This is a genomic window from Pontibacillus sp. HN14, assembly GCF_021129245.1.
GTDB lineage: Bacteria > Bacillota > Bacilli > Bacillales > BH030062 > Pontibacillus.
This window is the reverse complement of sequence record NZ_JAJOLR010000001.1, coordinates 1,612,733-1,626,912: the sequence shown is the minus strand read 5'-3', so window position 1 is coordinate 1,626,912 and position 14,180 is coordinate 1,612,733. Positions and strand designations below refer to the sequence as shown.

12 protein-coding genes and 2 tRNA genes are annotated in these 14,180 nt (G+C 40.8%); all 14 read left to right on the top strand.

Annotated features, from left to right (window positions below; genetic code table 11):
* The first annotated feature begins 91 nt into the window (after nt 1-91).
* The 14 genes from LQ226_RS08445 to lon all read left to right on the top strand — a co-directional run bounded on the left by LQ226_RS08445 (nt 92) and on the right by lon (nt 14,179).
* Complete coding sequence (locus LQ226_RS08445; RefSeq protein ID WP_036784583.1) at nt 92-316, top strand: helix-turn-helix domain-containing protein; 225 nt, start codon at nt 92-94, stop codon at nt 314-316.
* Nucleotides 317-469: 153 nt separating this feature from the next.
* Entirely contained in the window at nt 470-946 is a 477-nt protein-coding gene (locus LQ226_RS08440) for a MarR family winged helix-turn-helix transcriptional regulator (protein ID WP_370635463.1), read from the top strand.
* Between the two features lie 11 nt (nt 947-957).
* The gene (gene racE / locus LQ226_RS08435; protein WP_231417378.1) at nt 958-1,761 is read left to right on the top strand and encodes a glutamate racemase; all 804 of its coding nucleotides are present in this window, start codon (nt 958-960) and stop codon (nt 1,759-1,761) included.
* A gap of 103 nt (nt 1,762-1,864) precedes the next feature.
* Nucleotides 1,865-2,944, top strand: coding sequence for a GerMN domain-containing protein (locus LQ226_RS08430; protein WP_231417377.1), 1,080 nt, complete (start codon nt 1,865-1,867; stop codon nt 2,942-2,944).
* A 175-nt stretch (nt 2,945-3,119) separates the two neighbouring features.
* On the top strand, nt 3,120-3,872 hold the full coding sequence (gene rph, locus LQ226_RS08425) for a ribonuclease PH (protein ID WP_231417376.1): 753 nt from the start codon (nt 3,120-3,122) through the stop codon (nt 3,870-3,872).
* A gap of 17 nt (nt 3,873-3,889) precedes the next feature.
* Nucleotides 3,890-4,483, top strand: a complete 594-nt coding sequence (locus tag LQ226_RS08420; RefSeq protein ID WP_231417375.1) for an XTP/dITP diphosphatase — start codon at nt 3,890-3,892, stop codon at nt 4,481-4,483.
* A 13-nt stretch (nt 4,484-4,496) separates the two neighbouring features.
* A complete protein-coding gene (locus LQ226_RS08415; protein ID WP_231417374.1) occupies nt 4,497-5,024 on the top strand; it encodes a metallophosphoesterase family protein in 528 nt (175 codons plus the stop codon).
* 112 nt (nt 5,025-5,136) lie between these two features.
* A tRNA-Gly gene (locus tag LQ226_RS08410) sits at nt 5,137-5,210 on the top strand.
* A gap of 64 nt (nt 5,211-5,274) precedes the next feature.
* Nucleotides 5,275-5,348: transfer RNA gene (locus LQ226_RS08405), tRNA-Arg, on the top strand.
* A 305-nt stretch (nt 5,349-5,653) separates the two neighbouring features.
* On the top strand, nt 5,654-6,652 hold the full coding sequence (locus LQ226_RS08400; RefSeq protein ID WP_231417373.1) for a tetratricopeptide repeat protein: 999 nt from the start codon (nt 5,654-5,656) through the stop codon (nt 6,650-6,652).
* A 166-nt stretch (nt 6,653-6,818) separates the two neighbouring features.
* Nucleotides 6,819-8,105, top strand: a complete 1,287-nt coding sequence (gene tig, locus LQ226_RS08395) for a trigger factor (protein WP_231417372.1) — start codon at nt 6,819-6,821, stop codon at nt 8,103-8,105.
* A gap of 393 nt (nt 8,106-8,498) precedes the next feature.
* Nucleotides 8,499-9,776, top strand: a complete 1,278-nt coding sequence (gene clpX / locus LQ226_RS08390; protein ID WP_036784604.1) for an ATP-dependent protease ATP-binding subunit ClpX — start codon at nt 8,499-8,501, stop codon at nt 9,774-9,776.
* A gap of 252 nt (nt 9,777-10,028) precedes the next feature.
* Nucleotides 10,029-11,699 (top strand): ATP-dependent protease LonB, encoded by a 1,671-nt coding sequence (gene lonB, locus LQ226_RS08385; RefSeq protein ID WP_231417371.1) that lies wholly within the window; start codon nt 10,029-10,031, stop codon nt 11,697-11,699.
* Between the two features lie 152 nt (nt 11,700-11,851).
* A complete protein-coding gene (gene lon, locus LQ226_RS08380) occupies nt 11,852-14,179 on the top strand; it encodes an endopeptidase La (RefSeq protein WP_231417370.1) in 2,328 nt (775 codons plus the stop codon).
* Nucleotide 14,180: the final 1 nt, after the last annotated feature.

Here is a 14,180-nt window from a genome sequence, read left to right as displayed (position 1 = left end):
GGCACAGCTTCATCTTTTCTTTCATACGATGTAAAGACTAAATAAATACCCTTCGAACCGCAGCTCTAAGTTAGCAAGGAGGGGTTAGCGCTTGAAGGAAAAAGACTATAAGCCGAAGCAATTACTCACGAAACGCGAAAAAGAAGTTTTCGAATTGCTAGTGCAAGACAAGACCACAAAGGATATTGCTCAGGAACTCTTCATTTCAGAGAAAACTGTTCGTAATCACATTTCGAATGCTATGCAGAAGCTGGGCGTTAAGGGGCGTTCGCAGGCTGTTATTGAGCTTCTTCGCATGGGGGAGCTTAAACTCTAAAATGTACCGACTTTCTTCGGAAGGTCGGTATTTATTTTATATTACAGCACTTTTAACAGAGTAGCCTTGTCGGCTTTTATTCTTGCAATTTCTTTCGAAAACCGTAACAATGAATGTAGGATGATACTAATAGGACTCTCGGGAGGTAACAAGTTGGACAAGGTTACGACGACAGAAGTCAAGATTGCAGATGTGGAGAAGAAACTAAGGCACATCTCTGGCATCATTAAACAAACGGGAAGAGAAATTTTAAACCATTACCCTATAACACCTCCTCAATTCGTTGCTTTGCAATGGCTTCTTGAATCTGGTGATATGACGATCGGTGAATTGTCGAATAAGATGTATCTTGCATGCAGTACAACCACAGACCTCATTGATCGGATGGAAAAGAATGAGCTGGTTGAACGAGTGCGTAATCCAAAGGATCGGCGTGTTGTTCTTATTCACCTCCTTGATAAAGGAGAATCCATTATTCAAGAAGTAATTAACAAGAGACAGGCATATTTAGATCAGGTTCTTCGTAGTTTTTCTAATGAGGAAGTTGATCAATTGCAAGGGTTTTTGCAGCGCATGCATACAGAAATGAAGGATGTAGAACAACAAGAAAAAAGCAACAAGAGCGAATAGAGGCGATAGAGTTGGACCAACCAATTGGGGTTATTGATTCAGGAGTAGGCGGTTTAACGGTAGCAAAGGAGTTAATGCGCCAACTGCCAAAAGAAGAATTTGTTTACTTAGGGGATACGAAAAGATGCCCATACGGACCGAGACCTAAGGAAGAAGTAATAAACTTCACCTGGGAAATGGTTCGTTTTTTGCAAATGAAGAAGATTAAAATGCTTGTAATTGCTTGTAATACAGCAACAGCTTTTACTTTGCAACAACTAAAAGAACAGTTAGATATACCGGTTATTGGTGTCATTCAACCAGGAGCCCGATCAGCCATCAAAGTATCTAAGAACTTACATATCGGAGTAATCGGAACAGAAGGCACCATAAAGAGCAAAGCTTATGCAAATGCCCTTCAACATATCAATCCAGATATAAGGGTCAATGCATTATCGTGCCCGCCATTTGTCCCCCTTGTCGAACAAGGGCTCTTTAGCGGGGAGGAAGCTCTGCACGTTGTAAGAGAAACATTAGAACCAATGAAAAAAGCAAATCACATCGATACGCTTATTCTTGGATGTACCCATTATCCCTTGTTAAAAGATACAATTCATCGGGTTATGGGGGATGAGATCACTATCATATCCTCAGGGGACGAAACAGCCCAGGAAGTGAGTGTCATACTCGATTATTACGGTAGATTGTATGAAGGAGACCGTGTGCCGAACCACAAGTTTTATACCACCGGTGACTCGAAACTATTCGGTGATATCGCAAACTCATGGTTTGAAGACCACATTTCCCACATAGAAACAATCTCACTTGGTGAATAAATGACCAAAGCCTACTCTTTTAAAAGAGTAGGCTTTTTTGTTGGTCTAATTTAGTTGATAGCTCGTATATATAGTAGTACAAACCATCATAGGAGGGGAAAACATGCGGAAGCGTGCTGCTTTATTATGCGGAAGTCTTGTCACTAGCGTCGCTCTATTATCAGGGTGTGTCTTTCAAGGGGAGCAATCATTAGAAGAAATGGATAAACCTAAGCAGGAAAATGTAGAAGGGGAGGCAGCGGCAACAGAAGAAAGTGTAAATGTGGGACAAACGGATAACTCAGATGTTATTAAAGTAGAAACAGTGGCTCGCCAGCTGTACTTACTAGATGAGAATGGCATGGTCGTTCCTCAAACGGTGCCTCTGCCAAAACCAGAGACCAATGATGTAGCTAAACAAGTGCTACAATACCTTGTTAAAGGTGGTCCTGTCACAGACTTCTTGCCAAGTGGTTTTCAAGCAGTCTTGCCTGCTGGAACGGAGGTCAATGGTCTTGATATATTAGATGATGGTACGCTTGTGGTGGATGTATCTAAGGATTTTATCGAATACCGTCCAGAGGATGAAATCAAAATTTTAGAATCAATGACGTACACCCTTACACAGTTCGAGAATGTTGATCGCATTAAGTTGCAAATTAACGGATACGATACTGATGTTATGCCAGTTAATAATACGCCACTTTCTAGTGGATACTCCCGAGCGAACGGCATCAACCTCGAAACAGGGGATGTTGCTGATATTTCTAACAGTCGTTCTGTAACTGTTTATTATCCTGCTCAACATGACGACCAATTTTACTATGTTCCTGTAACAAAGCGTGTAGAAGGTTCTTCTGAAAGCGACTACGCAACCATTATTGAAACACTAGTAAATGGCCCAGGGTATAAAGGGGATCTGTTAAACGTATTTAATGATGGGGTTCAATTAACGGAAGAGCCAACTGTAGAGGATGGTGTCCTTTCCCTCACATTTAATGAAAACGTATTAAGTAACTTCGAAGATCAGTCCGTCATTTCGAAGAAGGTTATGGATTCCCTAGTATTGTCCTTAACGGAAAGAGATGATGTCGAAGCGGTCTCGGTTAAAGTAAAAGATTTTGAAGAAATCTATGATGAAGAAGGAAATGCGTTCACAAAACCTGTGACGCGCCCTGAAATGGTAAATACAGGTCGATTTTAATTCTCGCTTTTGGCGCATACTAGATATGAAAAAAGAGGCATAAAACAAGCCTCTTTTTTCGTGCTTATCAAACTATTTATAAAGCGTTCAGAAGCCTTGGTTTTGTCGTTTTAAAGTAAACTTTTGCTCTGAAATATGTTAAGATGAGCTAGGATTAAGTGAAGGAGGACGAAACATGAGAACGGATGAAAGAAAAGAAAACGAGTTAAGACAGGTACATATAGAAACCGATTATGTAAAGCACCCGGAAGGATCTGTCTTAATTACAGTTGGTGAAACGAAAGTAATTTGTAATGCAAGCATAGAAGACCGCGTTCCTCCTTTTATGAGAGGTCAGGGAAAAGGTTGGGTAACAGCTGAGTATGCGATGCTTCCTCGAGCAACCCAGCAACGAAATATACGAGAATCTTCAAAAGGTAAAGTGACAGGCCGTACAATGGAAATCCAACGTTTAATTGGTCGTTCTTTAAGAGCTGTTGTGGACCTTGAGCAATTTGGAGAGCGAACACTTTGGGTAGATTGTGATGTAATCCAAGCTGACGGAGGAACCAGAACGGCTTCTATTACTGGTGCATTTGTTGCCATGGTTCTTGCATTTGGTAAGCTTGTAAAACAGGGTACAATTAAGAAACTACCTATTAAAGACTACCTTGCAGCGACTTCAGTTGGCGTTTTGCCTACAGGAGAAGAGATATTAGATCTTTGTTATGTGGAAGATTCCGAAGCTCAAGTTGACATGAACGTGGTTATGACAGGGAATGGAGAGTTTGTAGAACTGCAAGGAACTGGTGAAGAAGCCACTTTCTCTTATCCACAGCTTCAGAAAATGATTGAGCTGGCCCAAGGCGGTATTTCTGAGTTATTTGATCAGCAAAAGGCTGCTATAGGGGAATGGAGTGCTCATATCGATCGTAACCGCAATCAGTAAGTAAGGGGAGATTTGAAATGAAGAGACTTGTTGTAGCCACACACAACCAGGGGAAAGTACGCGAATTCCGTCAATTATTTTCGAAATATGATATAGAAACGTTATCTTTAGAAGATCTGAATCAGGATGTGCCTGAAGTTGAGGAGACCGGAGTAACGTTTTGGGAAAATGCACAGCTGAAAGCAGAAACGATTTCATCTCTCCTTAATATGCCGGTCATTGCCGATGACTCTGGTCTTGAAGTGGATGCATTAGAAGGGAAGCCTGGCGTTTATTCTGCCCGTTATGCAGGTGAACCTAAAAATGATAAAAATAACTTGGAAAAAGTTTTGTCAGAGTTAAATGGGGAACAGAACCGGAAAGCTCGATTTGTTTGTGTATTAGCTCTTAGCCTCCCGGGCGAAGAAGTCATCTTTGAACGGGGCACTTGTGAAGGCCGTCTGGCTGAGCAAGCTCAAGGGGAGACTGGATTTGGGTATGATCCAATCTTTATTCCTGATGGCTATAACCGGACGATGGCCGAGATCGGTGCGGATGAGAAGAATAAAATAAGTCATCGAAGCGAGGCGCTCGAAAAAATCGAGACAACGATACGTGAGTTATTGAAATAAGGAGAGGATTATCATGCCAAGTGTATTAATCGTGAGCGACAGTCATGGATTAACTGAACAAGTTCAGAACATCAAAGACCGTCATGCCCATGAAGTAGATGGCATGATTCATTGCGGGGATTCTGAATTAGAGTACCGTTCAAAAGAAATGGATGGATTTATGAAGGTGAAAGGAAATTGTGATTTTAGCGAAGAATATCCTGAGGAATTACAAGAATCTATACAGGATATGTCCTTTTTTGTCACCCATGGCCATCTGTTTCGGGTGAAATCGACACTTATGCCATTGTCCTATCGGGCAGATGAGGTAGGAGCGCATATTGTTTGTTTTGGCCATTCTCATATCGCTGGTGCTGAGATGGTGAATGGAAAGTTGTTCATCAATCCAGGCAGCATTCGTTTACCTCGTAATCATCCGGAGAAAACGTATGCGATTGTCACATGGGATCAACAGCAGTCGGTCCACGTTCATTTCTATAATGATCAAGGAGAAAACATTTCAGATTTAACCTATGAAACAAATTTTTTAGGCAGAAGTTAAAACTTCTGCCTAAAATGTGTTGACATATTTCTTTATAGTCCTTATAATAAATTTTGTTCGCTTCGACAGAAAGCATCGATGAACACATACATAAGAGCACTTCAATTTAAATGCGGGTGTAGTTTAGTGGTAAAACCTCAGCCTTCCAAGCTGATGTCGTGGGTTCGATTCCCATCACCCGCTCCAATATACATATTTGCAATTCGAAAATCATATAGTTAATAATATCTTTTGATTTTTCTTACATTACGTCCCAGTAGCTCAGTAGGATAGAGCAACGGCCTTCTAAGCCGTAGGTCGGGAGTTCGAATCTCTCCTGGGACATAGAAAATTTTCAAAAAAGACTTTAGGGCCTTCCTAGAGTCTTTTTTTTACATATGTATATCTGGCTATTCCCGTATAAAATAGAGAAGAAACGGGAATCATGTAGCGTAAAACTTCATTCACTAACCTGGATTTTTTAATAATAGTTGAGTATCCTTAAAGAAGATAATGCTTCCTGTTTTATAAATGAGATTAAAGGAGATTTCTACTTTATATCGAATCAAGTTTGTAGCAGTAGTGGGTAGGGAATGAAGAGAAAGATTGGTTAACTTACATACGTAAATTGAACTGAGGGAGGATGGACTATGACTCAACAAAAGGCTGATGTCGTCATATTTCCCAAATGGAAGTCGTCATTAGAGCAAGACGGATTAGCCGCTTTAAAAGAAAAGAATTATAAAGAAGCACTTCAGTCTTTTAATAAACTCATTGACTTTGAAGCGGCAAATTCAGAAATCATGACGGGTAAATTGATCTGCCTTATGGAATTAGGTCAATACGATGAAGTGGAAGAACTTTGTCAAAAGCTTATGAGAGAAGATGAAGAGCATTATTTTCAATACTTACATATCTATTTAACGGTTTTATTCCAAACAGGGAAATATGAAGACTTGCTCGATTTGTTGGACGAGGTGTTTCAATCTGAAGACATTCCACAAGATCTTCGTAAGCAGTTTTGGCAACTGTATGACATAACCGAAAATCTGCGTACGGATGAAACACGAACTGAAAATATTGAAGCGGTTGACGAACTGCTCATAGCTTTGGATACACATAATGTAAAGAAACAATGGCAGCTTTTGTCGATGTTACGAAAGCAAGATATTCAGCCCTTCATGACTGAAATCTCCCCGTACTTAATTAAAGACGATGTGGAGCCTGTTATTAAAACCGCGCTTGTGCAGTGGATGCAAGAACAAAGGGTAGATCGAAAGGTAGAAGTAAGAAAACTCGGTTCAGAAGTCATGGTTAATCCTATTGAACTGCCTGATATCCTTTCTCACGCTTCATCCAAGCAGCTTTTATATTTACTTGAACGAGTAGAGCAAGACAATCCTACCCTTTTTGAGTTTATACAACAGCTCGTATTTCGCTATATGTATGTTCGTTTCCCGATTATGCCAGAGGATCATGAACTGCCTGCATTGGCGAAGGCGTTTTATGAATTGGGAGCATCTTCCCTGCAGTTGGACGATGTTCAGTTTCCATTCCACCAATACATAGAGGAAGAAGAAGTAGAAGCTTGGAAACAGCAAATTTCATATTATGAAGGGCAATACTTCGCTGTTTTAGACGAGGAATAAACTGTAAAGGTATCATGCTGTATAGGCTTGTAGAAGATTGTTGAAAGCACAATAGATTATGTTATAATAAGGTGGTTGCAAATTACGCATTCAATCTTTTGTTACAAAACTTAAGAACACTGAACGAACGAATAATGTATGAAAAATAGATGTTGGAGGGAAAATCATGTCTGCAAAATGGGAAAAATTAGAAGGTAACGAAGGCCAACTTACTGTTGAAGTTGATGCTGCTGAATTTAAGGTTGCCTTAGACAAAGCATTCGCGAAAGTAGTTAAGGATATCCAGGTACCTGGTTTCCGTAAAGGGAAAGTACCTCGTCCGATCTTCGAACAACGTTTTGGTGTAGAATCTTTATATCAAGATGCACTAGATATCATTCTTCCTGAAGCGTACTCAAACGCGATTGACGAAACAGGAATCACTCCAGTTGATCGTCCTGAAGTTGATGTTGAACAAATCGAAAAAGGTAAAAACCTGATCTTCACTGCGAAAGTAACGGTTAAGCCAGAAGTTAAACTTGGCGACTACAAAGGTCTTGAAGTTGAAGCTCAAGATGCAACGGTTACAGATGAAGACGTTGAGAACGAACTAAAAGAACAACAAGAAAAGCAAGCTGAACTAGTTGTTAAAGAAGAAGGTACTATTGAAGACGGTGACACTGTTGTAATGGACTTTGAAGGTTTCGTTGATGGCGAAGCATTCGAAGGTGGACAGGCCGACAACTATTCATTAGAAATCGGTTCTGGAACATTCATTCCTGGTTTCGAAGAGCAACTTGTTGGTAAATCTGCTGGAGAAGAAACAGAAGTAGAAGTTACATTCCCAGAAGAATACCACGCTGAAGACCTTGCTGGTAAGAAAGCAACGTTTAAAGTGAAAGTTCACGAGATCAAAGCGAAAGAACTTCCTGAATTAGACGATGAGTTCGCGAAAGATGTCGACGAAGAAGTTGAATCTATGGACGAACTTAAGAAGAAAACAAAAGAACGTCTACAACAAGAAAGAGAACAAGAAGCTGAAAATGCTAAGCGCGAAGAGCTAGTAAATAAAGCTACTGATAACGCTGAGATCGAAATTCCAGAAGCTATGGTTGAGACTGAACTTGACCGTATGATGAAAGAATTCGAACAACGTCTTCAAATGCAAGGCATGACATTAGACATGTACTTCCAGTTCACAGGTCAAGACCAAAACGCACTTAAAGAGCAAATGAAAGAAGATGCTGGTAAGCGCGTTAAGACTAACCTTGTTCTTGAAGCAATTGCTGATGCAGAAAATGTTGAAGTTACAGAAGAAGATATCAATGAAGAGCTTGAAAACATGGCTGCAATGTATCAGACAAATGTTGACAACCTTAAGCAAATGCTTGGTGGCAACACTGACGCAGTTAAAGAAGATCTTAAGATCAAAAAAGCAATTGATTTCTTAGATTCTGAAAGTAAAACGGCATAAGAAAGTAACTGTACTTTCTGGCGGTTTGAAGTAATGAAAGCAAGGCGCGATTTGTTCGTGCCTTGTTTTTACATATAATAATTCCTTTTATGGGTATGGAATGAACCCAAGTATGGAAAAATACATATATACTAAATCATCGCTTATTGGATTTACATTCCCAGCCCACTCATACTTTTGGATTACTGCACATATGTTGACTATTCATACACTCACGTACATAATGAATACAAATGGAAGTGAGAGAATCTTCCGAACAGGAAGTTTTTTTACTTTTAGTGACTCATGATATTTGGTATGATGTCGTAAAGAAAGGTTTTGGATGTTTAACCAATAGTTTGTAAAGGTTTTTTTATAGATTTAGTGTGACATATACTTTGTGAGGTGAAATGCATGTTTAAATTTAACGAAGAGAAAGGGCAACTTAAATGTTCTTTCTGCGGTAAGACTCAAGATCAAGTCCGCAAGTTAGTTGCTGGACCTGGGGTTTATATATGTGATGAGTGTATTGAATTATGCACAGAAATTGTGGAAGAAGAGCTAGGGAACGAAGAAGAAGTTGAATTTAAAGAGGTACCTAAACCTCAGGAAATCAACGAAATTCTGGATGATTATGTAATTGGGCAAGACTATGCTAAGAAATCACTTTCAGTAGCTGTTTATAACCATTACAAGCGTATTAACGCAGCGACAAAAGCTGATGATGTAGAGCTTGCTAAAAGTAATATTCTAATGCTTGGACCAACAGGTAGTGGTAAAACATTACTAGCCCAAACATTAGCACGTATCTTAAATGTACCATTTGCTATTGCGGATGCTACATCTCTTACTGAGGCTGGTTATGTTGGGGAAGATGTGGAGAACATCCTTCTTAAATTAATTCAAGCAGCTGATTACGATGTTGAAAAAGCTGAAAAAGGTATTATCTATATTGATGAAATCGATAAAGTTGCACGTAAATCTGAAAATCCATCCATTACTCGCGACGTATCTGGTGAAGGTGTACAGCAAGCCCTTCTAAAAATTCTTGAGGGCACAGTTGCAAGCGTTCCTCCTCAAGGTGGACGTAAACATCCTCATCAAGAATTCATTCAAATTGACACAGGCAATGTTCTATTCATTGTTGGTGGTGCATTTGATGGAATTGATCAAATCGTAAAACGTCGTCTTGGTAAGAAGGTAATTGGATTTGGTTCTGAACAAGAAACGGCTGAAGACATGGAGAAGAAAGAAGTTCTAACGAAGGTACTTCCTGAAGACTTGTTACGCTATGGTCTTATCCCTGAATTTATTGGTCGTCTTCCTGTTATCGGTGCCCTTGAATCTCTTGATGAAGATGCATTAGTTGAGATTCTGACAAAACCTAAGAATGCGCTAGTGAAGCAGTATCAGAAACTGTTCCAAATTGACCATGTTGAACTTGAGTTCGAAGAAGAAGCCCTTCGTGAAATTGCTCGTAAAGCAATTGAACGCAAAACAGGTGCTCGTGGACTTCGTTCCATTATTGAAGGAATCATGCTAGATGTCATGTATGAATTGCCATCTCGTGAAGATATTGATAAGTGTATTATCACAGCGGATACCGTTACGAAAGAAAATGGTCGTCCGAAGCTTGTGTTCAATGATGGCACTGTTCAAGATGAAAATGAAACACCAAAAGAAAGTGCGTAATATTTACCAATGATTTGGTGAAATCGTTATGCCCATTCATTATATGTAATCGAGAGAGGTTTCTCCTTTTTTAGGGGAGCCTCTCTCGTTTCATTCAAAATCTCGGTTATGTGCCGGGATTCTTTTTGTGAGAAGGTAGTCCTTTTTACAATTGTTTTCGTAGGTTGGATTTCAATTGATTGGGTTTAATGTGACTATTTGAGGAGATACTAGCTGATAACATAAAAGATGTATGGTACAGGAGGAATCTTTATGACATTAGCGGGTATCGTCTTATTTGTGCAACTTTTTTTTGGTATTGTAATCGGCCTTTACTTTTGGAACCTTTTGAAAAATCAACGCTCTCAAAAAGTCACGATTGATCGGGAGTCTAAAAAAGAAATGACAGAGCTTAGGAAAATGCGCCAGATCGCTTTATCTGAGCCTCTTTCGGAAAAAGTCCGTCCCCAATCTTTTAAAGATATAATCGGGCAGAAGGATGGAATTGAGGCATTGCGGGCGGCTATTTGTGGTGCCAATCCACAGCATGTCATTGTATATGGACCGCCAGGAGTTGGGAAAACAGCAGCGGCACGGCTTGTTCTAGAGGAAGCAAAGCAGTATAAGGATTCACCGTTTCGACAGGATGCTGTCTTTGTAGAGTTAGATGCAACCACGGCTAGGTTTGATGAACGTGGGATTGCGGATCCATTGATTGGGTCTGTGCATGACCCGATCTATCAAGGAGCTGGAGCAATGGGGCAAGCAGGTATCCCTCAGCCTAAGCAGGGGGCCGTCTCTAATGCTCATGGTGGAGTTCTGTTCATAGATGAAATTGGGGAATTACATCCCATTCAGATGAATAAATTACTTAAAGTACTAGAAGATCGAAAAGTCTACTTTGAGAGTGCTTACTATAGTGAAGAGAATCAGCAGATCCCTCTGCATATTCATGAGATATTCAAAAAAGGGTTGCCAGCTGATTTTCGTCTGATTGGAGCCACAACGAGACGACCTGAGGAAATCCCTCCAGCCATTCGCTCCCGATGTTTAGAAGTGTTCTTCAGAGAGCTTGAACACGAAGAGGTGGTGGAAGTAGCCAAAAGAGCTGCTGAGAAAATCCAGTTCACCTCTGATCCTGATGCATTAGAAACACTAGCAGGCTACGCTAGAAATGGTCGTGAAGCTGTAAACATGATTCAAATTGCTACAGGTATTGCGAAGAAAGCAGGCAGAACTACAATTTCAAAAGCCGATATTGAATGGGTAGTTGATGCTTCCCAACTAGCTCCACGATACGACAAGAAAATCGGGGCGAAAGACCAGATTGGTATTGTCAATGGACTAGCAGTCTTCGGGCCGAATTCCGGATCGCTTTTAGAAATTGAAGTGACTGTGCTTCCTACGACATCCAAGCAGGGTACAATCAATATAACGGGTATTGCGGAAGAAGAAAGCATTGGCACTCAAAGCAAATCCATTCGCCGGAAAAGTATGGCGAAAGGTTCGATTGAAAATGTCATTACCGTTCTTCGGTCTCTTGGAGTCCCTGCACATGAGTATGATATCCACGTTAACTTCCCAGGGGGTATACCGGTAGATGGTCCTTCTGCAGGGGTAGCGATGGCGCTTGGGATCTATTCGGCGATTCACAAGCTACCTGTACGACATCAGGTCGCAATGACAGGGGAGATTAGCATACATGGGCATATTAAACCTGTTGGTGGTGTAATGGCTAAGATCAAAGCAGCTAAGCGTGCTGGTGCTAATAAAGTATTGATTCCTGCTGAAAACAGTCAGGAAATGTTTAACCAAATTGAAGGGATTCAGATTGTACCTGTAACCCATATTCGAGAGGCGCTTGCGTTAGCTTTACAAGGCGATGTACAAACGCTTTTAAACGAGAAGCGATTCGCTGATCAGAGGTCCTCACAGTCATCTTAAAACCAATCGGCCAAATGAAACATTTTACAAAGAAATTGGTTTTCATTATACTTTTAAAGAACCATAACTTTGTTGAGGATTAGAGCATTGTCTATTTGACAGGCTCTCTTTTCTCTTTTTCTATTATGGAAATTCATGGAGGTGCAAGAAATATGACGAATCAAAATACTATTCACATCCCCCTCCTTCCATTACGTGGACTTTTAGTTTATCCATCAATGGTCATGCATTTAGATGTGGGTCGAGATAAATCAGTGAACGCAGTAGAGAAAGCGATGGTTCAAGATCATACTATTTTCCTAGCTGCGCAAAAAGAAACGAAGATTGATGAACCGACTAAGGATGATATATATCAAGTGGGTACCATGGCAAAGATTAAGCAAATGCTTAAGCTTCCTAACGGTACAATCCGAATTCTTGTAGAAGGCTTATACCGTGCAGAGCTAGTGAGTCAAACGGACGACGAAGAGGAAGAGCTGCTTATGGCGGAAGTCCGTGAAGTGGAAGAAACACACGGAGAAAGTCTAGAAGAACAAGCCCTTATGCGCAAACTTCTTGAACAATTCGAACAGTACATAAAAGTGTCTAAGAAGGTTAGTGACGAGACGCTTTCATCTGTACAAGATATCGATATCCCCGGGCGCTTAGCGGATATTGTAACGTCCCATCTTCCTTTGAAGATTAAAGATAAACAACAAGTATTAGAAATGATCCATGTACCAGATCGAATCGAGCATATTATTGACCTGATTAATAATGAGAAAGAGGTCATGCAGCTTGAGAAGAAAATTGGACAACGCGTCAAGCGTTCCATGGAACGGACTCAGAAAGAATATTATTTAAGAGAGCAAATGAAAGCTATTCAGAAAGAACTTGGCGATAAAGATGGCAAGTCTGGCGAAGTGGAAGAGCTAAAAGCCAAGCTCGAAGAAGCAGACCTACCTGAACGTGTTCAGAAAGTAGCGCTGAAAGAACTTGATCGTTACGAGAAGATTCCGAGCAGCTCGGCTGAAAGCTCTGTTATTAGAAATTATATTGATTGGATTCTTTCTCTTCCTTGGACAGAACAAACAGAAGATAATCTGGATATTCCTCATGCGGAAGAAGTTCTTGATGCCGATCACTATGGACTTGAGAAAGTAAAAGAACGAATTATTGAATACCTGGCTGTACAAAAGCTGACAAACAGTATAAAGGGGCCGATCCTTTGCTTAGTAGGCCCACCAGGGGTCGGGAAAACATCCTTGGCTCGTTCCATTGCTCGTTCAATGGATCGTAATTTCGTTCGAGCTTCATTAGGTGGCGTTCGAGATGAAGCGGAAATTCGTGGTCACCGCCGTACCTATGTAGGGGCGATGCCAGGTCGAATTATTCAAGGGATGAAACGGGCAGAAACCGTAAATCCTGTTTTCTTATTGGATGAGATTGATAAAATGGCAAGCGATTTTCGTGGAGACCCATCTTCTGCTATGCTGGAGGTACTTGATCCTGAACAAAATAGTACGTTTAGTGACCACTTTATTGAAGAGACGTATGATCTTTCAAACGTCCTCTTTATTGCGACAGCAAACAACATGCAGACCATTCCGGGTCCTTTACTAGACCGTATGGAAGTCATATCAATTGCAGGGTATACAGAAGTGGAGAAGCTTCATATTGCGAAGGAACACTTACTGCCGAAACAGTTGAAAGAAAACGGTCTGAAGAAAAGTCAACTACAGTTTAGAGAAGAAGGTCTGTTAAAGTTAGTCCGTCAGTATACACGTGAAGCAGGAGTGCGTGGCTTAGAGCGGGAAATCGCTGCTGTCTGTCGTAAAGCCGCCAAGATTGTGGTAGCGGAAGATAAGAAGCGAGTCGTTGTAACGGAGAAGAAATTAGAAGAGTTGCTAGGGAAGCCGAAGTTCCGTTATGGTCAAGCTGAGAAAGAGGATCAAATTGGAACAGCTACAGGACTTGCTTATACGTCCGCTGGTGGAGATACCTTAGCGATAGAAGTTTCCCTTTACCCTGGTAAAGGAAAGTTAACGCTTACGGGGAAACTGGGAGATGTTATGAAAGAATCTGCTCAAGCAGCCTTTAGTTATATTCGCTCTAGAGCCGAGGAACTTGATATAGACCCTGAATTCCATGATAAGAATGACATTCACATTCACGTACCAGAAGGAGCTACTCCTAAAGATGGTCCATCCGCTGGTATTACCATGGCAACGGCTCTTGTATCAGCACTCACGAATCGACCCGTCAAAAAAGAAGTTGGGATGACTGGTGAAATCACACTACGAGGTCGAGTGCTCCCAATCGGAGGCCTTAAAGAGAAATCGCTAAGTGCTCACCGCGCTGGGCTAACGACGGTTATTATGCCAGCCGAAAATGAGAAAGATTTAGAAGATATTCCAGAGAGCGTACGTGAAGGGCTAACCTATATCCCTGTTACTCATCTGGATCAAGTGTTAGAACATGCACTAGTGGAGGAGAAATAAT

Excerpts from the sequence above, each read along its gene's own strand:
- LQ226_RS08430 (WP_231417377.1), top strand. The coding sequence starts at position 1,865 with ATGCGGAAGCGTGCTGCTTTATTATGCGGAAGTCTTGTCACTAGCGTC.
- rph (WP_231417376.1), top strand. The coding sequence starts at position 3,120 with ATGAGAACGGATGAAAGAAAAGAAAACGAGTTAAGACAGGTACATATA.
- LQ226_RS08420 (WP_231417375.1), top strand. The coding sequence starts at position 3,890 with ATGAAGAGACTTGTTGTAGCCACACACAACCAGGGGAAAGTACGCGAA.
- LQ226_RS08415 (WP_231417374.1), top strand. The coding sequence starts at position 4,497 with ATGCCAAGTGTATTAATCGTGAGCGACAGTCATGGATTAACTGAACAA.
- LQ226_RS08400 (WP_231417373.1), top strand. The coding sequence starts at position 5,654 with ATGACTCAACAAAAGGCTGATGTCGTCATATTTCCCAAATGGAAGTCG.
- tig (WP_231417372.1), top strand. The coding sequence starts at position 6,819 with ATGTCTGCAAAATGGGAAAAATTAGAAGGTAACGAAGGCCAACTTACT.
- clpX (WP_036784604.1), top strand. The coding sequence starts at position 8,499 with ATGTTTAAATTTAACGAAGAGAAAGGGCAACTTAAATGTTCTTTCTGC.
- lonB (WP_231417371.1), top strand. The coding sequence starts at position 10,029 with ATGACATTAGCGGGTATCGTCTTATTTGTGCAACTTTTTTTTGGTATT.
- lon (WP_231417370.1), top strand. The coding sequence starts at position 11,852 with ATGACGAATCAAAATACTATTCACATCCCCCTCCTTCCATTACGTGGA.